5 protein-coding genes are annotated in these 8,170 nt (G+C 28.4%); 1 reads left to right on the forward strand and 4 read right to left on the reverse strand.

Annotation, left to right across the window (positions count from 1 at the left end; all coding sequences use genetic code 11):
• Positions 1-474: 474 nt before the first annotated feature.
• Positions 475-834, reverse strand: coding sequence for a hypothetical protein (locus PHC28_RS12130; protein WP_300100706.1), 360 nt, complete (start codon positions 832-834; stop codon positions 475-477).
• A 590-nt stretch (positions 835-1,424) separates the two neighbouring features.
• Between PHC28_RS12130 and PHC28_RS12135 the strand changes: the two genes are divergently transcribed.
• On the forward strand, positions 1,425-1,664 hold the full coding sequence (locus tag PHC28_RS12135; protein WP_300100709.1) for a hypothetical protein: 240 nt from the start codon (positions 1,425-1,427) through the stop codon (positions 1,662-1,664).
• A 662-nt stretch (positions 1,665-2,326) separates the two neighbouring features.
• Here PHC28_RS12135 and PHC28_RS12140 read toward each other — a convergent pair.
• The 3 genes from PHC28_RS12140 to PHC28_RS12150 all read right to left on the reverse strand — a co-directional run.
• Positions 2,327-3,145 (reverse strand): HEPN domain-containing protein, encoded by an 819-nt coding sequence (locus tag PHC28_RS12140; RefSeq protein ID WP_300100712.1) that lies wholly within the window; start codon positions 3,143-3,145, stop codon positions 2,327-2,329.
• Complete coding sequence (locus tag PHC28_RS12145; protein ID WP_300100715.1) at positions 3,138-7,490, reverse strand: hypothetical protein; 4,353 nt, start codon at positions 7,488-7,490, stop codon at positions 3,138-3,140. The genes PHC28_RS12140 and PHC28_RS12145 overlap by 8 nt, the downstream gene beginning before the upstream one ends.
• A 120-nt stretch (positions 7,491-7,610) precedes the next feature.
• Positions 7,611-8,170, reverse strand: a 560-nt coding sequence (locus tag PHC28_RS12150) for a nucleotidyl transferase AbiEii/AbiGii toxin family protein (RefSeq protein WP_300100718.1), incomplete at its 5' end; no start/stop codon positions are given.

Consider the following 8,170-nt stretch of genomic DNA (forward strand, 5'->3'; position numbering starts at 1 on the left):
AACGATGTATCTTTACTCTCTAGACTGGTGTTCTTCATTAGAAAAATTATGTGGTAATAATTATTTAATGTAATGAATATCAGTCTTTTATTCTAATTTATCATTGATTATTTTGTTGATTTTCAATGAAATATGTTTTTGTTATGTACTAAATTTATTATTATATTTGGAATAACTATTTATGAATATTAGTAATACTTAGTTTTTTATCGGTTACTTTTTTTAGATGTCCCCCAGCAACTTTTTTCCAGTTTGCACTCGGAGGAATAACAGTTTACAACTATATAAAAAATCTAGAAGATATGAATGACATTGGAATTTTTTTGAAAAGGTGGATAGGAGTTAACGCGGGCAGACCAAAAGTAAAAAAGTCTAATTGATATTAAATTAGGGAATGAACATATTGCAGTTAACTTCTCAGGTTCGATTCCTGACTGTCCACAATAATTATATAACCCAGTATGATCTGCTGGGTTATTTTGTTTTTGAATAGCGATACAGAATTACTCTTCTCAAATCGTTGATAAGATTGATGTTCTCGTGAAATTGTTTTTCTTTTTTCTCTAAAAGTTTGAGAGCTGCAATATTTTTTTGATGCTCTTCGTGTTCTTGCATCATCAAACTGGCTTTTGTATTGAACTCTTTTGAGAAATCTGGAAGCCGTAAAAACGGAATAACCGACCCCCCAAAAAATGGATGCCAAAACTTGGTTTTCCATAAGCTGTAAGCCACAAAATAGATATTTTCGCAATCTTCTTCATTTTGAAAAATTACTACAAAACTATTTATAAATGGCTCTTTTTGTGGCTTCCCGCTGTTCATCCCTTTGTTCAATATATAAATGAGGTTTTGTGTACAACGTATCTTTTTGATGTGTTTTGATGATGAAATTGGGCATAGCTTCGGATTTAAGTAAAATGTGCTTCGCTACGCTCCGCACACATAATTTTTTAAAAGAAAAAAAAGGAAAAAAAAGAAAGTCATCTCTCAAGTGGAGGTTTCAAGAAAAGCAAGTTTTTTCAAGAAAATACTACCCGGCTTTTACGATAAAGTTGTTCGGAAGTTGAGTTTTGATTCCAGTCAAATGTTGATGCGAATCGGAAACGTAGGGTGGAGATTTTATTGAAAACCGAAGGCTTGAACTTTCTTTTCTTGAAACTGGAGCTTACCTTTACTTTCTTTTTATTTATTTTTTTATTTTCCTTTCCACCGAGGTGTTTCTTATGAAATGGAATCGAAAAAAGTTGAATTGAAAGATGGAAGTTCTTCAGAAAGGGTATGAGATTTTAAAGCAGAAAAAAGAAATATAAAATCCATTCCGATTATTTTTCTGCTTTAAAATTTCATACTCTTTCTTGGACTTGATTTTGTGGGTATTGAAAATCACTTTTTCGGATATTTTTAATTAGAGGGAAACGTTCCAAGTGATTTTCAATACTTACAAAAACAATGAAAAAATAATTCCTAGTGCGATGGTGCAGAAGCGCAGGCAAGTGTGTGGTTTTTTATTTGCTGACTGGGGTGTTTCTGATTGTTTTTATGATGGCTTGATGCCTAATTTAGTTAGCAGTATTCAGTGTTCAGTTTACAGAAAAAATTGTTTGGAAGTAGTATGGCATCTGGCCATCGTGAAAACAATTACTTCGATAGTTTGTGGCAAATAAAAAACCACACTCTTGCTGGCTTTTTGGTTTTATGGGTAGAAAAATGGCTTTATCCATAGGCAAATCCACTACAGATTAAAGCCATTTTTCTACTCATAAAAGCAATGCAAGGACTTCCGATTTTACCACAAAGTTGCTAAAAACAGTAACCGTAAAAGTTCTTGAAAGTTATTAAGTTCGAAAAACGTCCTTATAAAATAGCTAACGTTGTTGAGGGCGGTGGTGAAGGGTGGTTTTTTGAGGAGCCGGCAGGTGCGAGGAAGCTTCTCAAAAAACCATCCTAGAGCCACCGCCAAGCGCGTGGGGTGTGGCGGCTGTTTTACATAAATGATATTATAGCTTCATTGCAAAAACCAAAAAAACAATAACAAAGCTTTGTAATGAACTATAATACTCAATTATGTAACACAGCTTGGGGAAAGTTTTTGTTGCCCTACCACTAATTTTCCTTTGGAATCGTAAACGTTCTAGGGCATACAAAAACTTTTGGAGCGTTGGCAAAGGAGTGGCAATTGGAATGTAAAACGTCTTTTTACCAGCGAACGAAAAAAATCGTTCTCGTTATTGGAAGCACAATTAGCGAAATGAAGCAAACAAAGAATTGATGCTAGGAATACTTGGACTAGAAGCGATTTTTGTGCAGCTGAATGAGATAATGGTTTTCAATTAATATGATCATTCCATTTTTTTAATTGAAGTAATGTTGAATTTAAGTATTTAGAAAATTCAGGTAATTTTCGAATTATAGGACAACTTAAATTGTAGTATTCTAATGGATTAAAATCAATCTCTGGATATCTTGATTTATTGTTGTGATTATGTGAAATTAAATTTGAATAAAGAAGTATTAAGACATAATAATTTACAATCATAGTATTGTTTAAATGCTCTTTTGTACTTTCTATAAACTCATTTAGTAGCTTATCATCCTTTATTAAATCATTAAACTCTTTTCTAGTTTCATCTGCTTTTTTAGGATTTACTTTATAGATTAAATCAAAAACTAAATCCATTTTTTCAATTAAATGCAGTTTAAAATCATTAGGAGAAAAATCAAGTTTGTATTCGCTTAATTCACTTATGGTTTTTAATATTTCGTCTAATATTTCATTTGAGTATTCAAATATTTCTTTTTTTTGTGGTAACGTGTTTAAACCACTTTTCAAATTATTCGTATATTCATCTAAATTTTCACTTCCAATAATTTTATCAAATTCATAATCCTTCAAAAAAGCTATCTCTTTTTGTCTTTCGTTTGCAGAATCTATAAAAACTTTTAGTGTATAGTGGCTCGTATTATGTGCATCATTTTCTTTGGTAAATGTTTTAATCATAAAAGCATAAGCTTTTAACCCTTTTTCAGAAGCTTGTTGAAAATGATAAAAGGAATTAGAATACTTTTTGTTTTGATAAAGAATTCGTGAAACTTCTAAATCCGCTATTGCCAGATCTATCCAAGATTGAATGTAATTTTTATTCATTTGAAAAAGTGTTATCAGAATATTTTAAAGATTGTAATTCATTTTTATCATCAAGCCAAATGATGTATTTTCTAAATTTTTGTATGTGATTAATTTTTTTAATTTCATCGTTTAATGGGTTCTTTTTAATAAAATGACTCCCTAACCAAAACAATTTCAATTTGTTGATTTTTAAAGCATTTAATAAAATTTCTTTGTTTAACAAAATCAATTCTTGAGTGTCACCATAACTAAATTGTTGTGTATTTATTTGATGTTTAAATCCAATATCATTACCATCACTATTTAGATAAGTATTATTATCTAACTCTGTAATTTTAAGCAATTCTCTAGTTTTTTTCGATGGTATTTTTATTTCCTCCTCTCCATCAACGTTATTACTCATTACTCTAGTTAAGCAATTATAGACGAACTTATTTTCAAAAAATTCATATGAATTATTATTTTCATCTATCCAATTCATCCAAAATAAATTAGATGGATTTGTGTAAGTATCAGTATTAGGATATGCAAAATGACTAATTGAAATAGACTTTGAATCTTCTTTTAATTCATTTAAAAAATGTTCAAAATCATCTTCAAGAATAAAAAAACCAATACATTCTATATAAGAATTAATGGTTTTTGATGAATTTATTAGCGAAGTGTATTGATTAATAGCCAAATATTCGTTTTCAATTTCCGAATCAAAATCAAGATTGTTGTAGATTAACCAATTATTAAAATCTATTTTGGGTTCTTTACTGACAATCCTATTGATTTCTTTTTGAATATCTTTTGAACTGTCAATTTCTGGAGCTAATCCATCTTTAATTACCCACAATGGCGGATTAAAATATTCATCTACTTCACTTTCAAGATTAATTTGTAAATCTTCTATTGGATTATTTATATGTACAATTTTAGAATAATCATCAATCCAATCGTATTTTCTATTTTCTTCATCATATTTATAAGGCAAGTAGTCAGATAAATATCCTTTTAAATAATGAACAGCTAGCCAAACATACTTTTCTTCATACGTGAATTCTCTACTTTTACTACCGTGACTGGCGTCGGTATATACACTCCCTTTTGTTCTGTCAAAGCCTAAAGATTTAATATATGCAATTGCAGCTGACATACCCCAAGTTCTTGAAGAGGTACTGCCTTTAAGAACTATATTATATTTGTTATAGAAATCACTAATAAATGGATTGCTTTTTTCATATGAATGTGAATTGAAGCCAGTAGCTATTGATAAGAAATCATCGTAGGCTTCTTTTATAACATACCAAGACAAATCGTGACCAATTGGATAAAACTCTTCTTTAGGATTATCGATGTATTTTTTATCAACATCTAAAATTATAAAATCTTCTTTTTTGGTTGGTCTTGCTTTCTCAACCTCGATTTCTGATATTAGTCTAAATTGAAAAGCTCTTTCGACTATTGATCTAAATCCATATCTAATGATTACATTTCTAAATCTATTAGTATCATTAAAAATATTGTTTAAACACCATAATGCAATTTCGAGTATAGCATTTTTGTCCTTACATTTGGTTGCTACTCCCAAGGTAATCGATGCTAAATCTTCATTAATCTGCGGGTCATCAATTTGCACCATTAAATCTAAAAGTTTCTTGAATTCTATTGGAAGAATTAAAGCCCATTTCGTTAATTTGACACGAATTTTTTCTCGTAGCTTTTGGTCAATAGTTGTCAGACCCCAAGTATATACTAATGGGAGTTCATTGAACATATCAGTTTCGTCTAAATCAAAATTATCATCAAGAATACTTTTTATTGACCATTCATTTAGTTCGTATTCTCTAATATTTAATTTACTTGAAACTATTTTTTTTTCTGTGCTATCGAGACCTGACCAAAACTTATCTCTTTCAAAAACACTTGGAATATTTTTTAAAATATGGTGAAGAAACATTGCATTAAAAGCACTTTCATTATCATATGCCAGAGGTATAATTAAATTTTGTATAATTTGAAATCTTTTAATGTAATCTTCCTTAAATATTGTAATTATCCAATCTTTAAACTTACTACTTAAATCATTAGGTGCTAGATATAAAGTACTTAATTGAAGTTCGAAAATTTCGCTTTCAGAAAATCCTTTTGTCAAAAAATTATCAATACCGATAAGTTTTTGATTCTTTATAAATACATCTGTAATAATGTTTTCGATGATTTTTCGATTTGGGATAAAATCAATGTAAGGATTATTTATATCGTCTAATTCATTTGATAAAGGTATTGGCTCAAAGATAGAATCTGGTAAACAATCAATATCTTCATTTATTATTGAATGACTAATTTTGCTTGAGACAATAGTTTCAAGTATTGATTGATAACTAAAATTATAGAAACTTTCTTTTGTTTTTAATATTGAATTAGTGTTTTTGTCTCTTTCATATTTTATAAGAATTCCATTATTTGATAAAAATTCAATTAAAAGCTCTATCTCATTATTATCTAAATACTTTAATTTATTTTCAATTTCTAAATCAAAAATTTGAGTATGACTTACTTCTGAAGTATAATAAAATAAATCAGAGATTATATTTAAGAAATCTAAAACAGGTTTTACGGATTTAGATTTTTTAGTCTCTAGTGATTCTAAATATTCATTATTTATTCTTTCGACTTTTAAATTAATAAGTTTAGAAGTGGCAGTTTGAACAAAATCATTTCCTTTGATTGTTGAACCTTTATAGTTTTCGCAAAATAATTTTAAAGCAAATAAACTATCTAATCCTTTTACTAATTGATGATTTTCAATGTTAATATTATATTTTTTGAAATAATTATTTGCAACATCTTCTACCTTTACATCACCTTCTCTTTTTAATCTTAATTCTTCGTATTGTTTTTTATAAACTGGCAACTTTTGATTATTATAAAAATATTCTCTTGCGCTAAAAACAAACCGAATCCTTTTGTATTTATTAGTTATTTCAATTGTTTCATTAATTCTGTCGTACCAATTTGCTTCGTTTGAAAAGTCTTCATCAAGACCATCAATACAAATCAATACAGTTGTATTTTCAGCTGGTTTAATATTGTCAAAAGCTAATTGACAATCTTTTCTAACTGCAATTGTTTCAAGGGCATTGAAAATCTCGTTCTTGTTCCAATTAGTTAATTCTAATTCTTTGGATAATAATTGTGTCCAATCTTTAGAATTAGCTCCTTTTGCTTGAATTAATATGGCTGGTGCAGATTTTTTTACACATTCTTCAACTGCATAAGCCAAACCAAGTGTTTTCCCAGTTCCTGGCTTTCCCAAAATTAAGCTAGTCGATATTAGAGTTAAATTATTTTCAATCTCTAAATATTTATTAATAATCTCGGTATTAAGCTCTCTCAAACAAATTTTTAAATTTTGATATATAGGTTTCTGAAAATCTGATGGATTTATAGTCTCAAGTATTTCAACAGCCTCATAAATAGTGTTCAAAATTGTTAATTCTTTCTCGTCATTTATGCTTAAATTTATTTCAATTCCATTTGCTAATTTTGTTTCTAATTCCGTCGAACATTTTATTAACTCATCAAGAAAATAATTAATTATTTCAAGTTTGTTCTTGAATTCATTTGAATTTACAGTGACATTGATAAACTTGGTAGAAATTTTTAAAGTGTGATTTATTTTATTTTTGAGATCTAATATTTTGGCAAGTATCTTTTTTCTAAACGGTAAACTATTAAGTTGTTTGTCTATTAAATTTTGAATATCTCCTTTTGTATGTAAATCACCAACATATCTTTCTTTAAGCCAGTAATTGGTTTTTTGCAAGTCAAATTTGTCTTTTAAAAAACTTGAATGAATTACTTCTTTTTCAAACCAATATTTATTTACTCCTTCGTTTTCTGGAAATTGTAATTCATTTAAAATAGTTTGCTCAAACCACCAAGTAATTTTAACGTTGGGTGAAGATTTTTTTATTTCTATTTCAAAATTTTTAATTCTTTCATCTTCTGTGAATTTGGCAAGCTTTCCATTTTTGCTATTCTTTTTAGAACTAACATTTCTTGGAATACAAATAATATATTCTATGATATTTGGTCTAATATTTAATGCAGTAATTATAGATTTTTTTATTTGTGTTATTTCACTATTATTTAATGCTTGTTTAAACCATTTTGATTGGATAACAATAAAACTTCCATTTGATAGTTTACCGTAAGCTTCAATTCCGCCATCACCACCAGCACCATTTATTACTTTGAATTCATTTATTGAAGTAGCATAGTTTCTCGATAAATATCTTTCGAATAATTGATTGCATAGGGTTTCAAATGAATTTTGATAACTGCCACCATAAGTATTAAATGAATCCCACATTTTGTAATATATTAATTTGATTTGTGCTTTTAATTGTTATTCATAATTTTAGAGCAATAGAATGAAGTTTTTGGACCATTTTAGATTTCTAATCCATTAGCTATTATAAAAATTCAAAACCTATTTTATTTCTGCCAATCCTTTTTTCAACTCCTCCAGTATTTCAACAGCATATTTTAAATCCCAATCTTTATCTCTAATCCATTGTTTTGCGATAGCTGACTTCTCTACATTCACAACGTTTTCATTAATGGTTTTTAGGATTCTATCGTTTATTGCTTTGGAAACATTTAAAAATTTACTGGCTTTCCGTCCTAATACTCTTGCTGCAATTTTAAACTGGTCTAGTTTATCGTCATCCGGAAAAGTATCAAAGTGGTGTTCTACTATTTCATTAAAATTTAAGTCAAAATAATGTTCTATAATTCTCAAAATATCATACAAATCATTACCACGATCTTCGGGTCTGTCGCTCCAAGCAATTAGTTTTAAAATAACCATTCCTGGTAATGATGGAATTTGCACCGACTTTTCTTCTATCTTAATTGTTTCCTGCTCTTGTAATACTTCAGTAAGTCCTAATACGTGTAAATAGGTGTTACGCTGATTGAAATTTACTGTGAATTTTTCTTCAATTTCGCCAAATGGCATTAAGTCAATAACGGTATTAAATTTGGGAT

This window comes from Flavobacterium sp., from assembly GCF_028712645.1.
Taxonomy (GTDB): Bacteria; Bacteroidota; Bacteroidia; order Flavobacteriales; family Flavobacteriaceae; genus Flavobacterium.

Bases quoted from the DNA above. Each gene is read 5' to 3' on its own strand.
- PHC28_RS12145 (WP_300100715.1), bottom strand. From the start codon at position 7,490: ATGTGGGATTCATTTAATACTTATGGTGGCAGTTATCAAAATTCATTT.
- PHC28_RS12140 (WP_300100712.1), bottom strand. From the start codon at position 3,145: ATGAATAAAAATTACATTCAATCTTGGATAGATCTGGCAATAGCGGAT.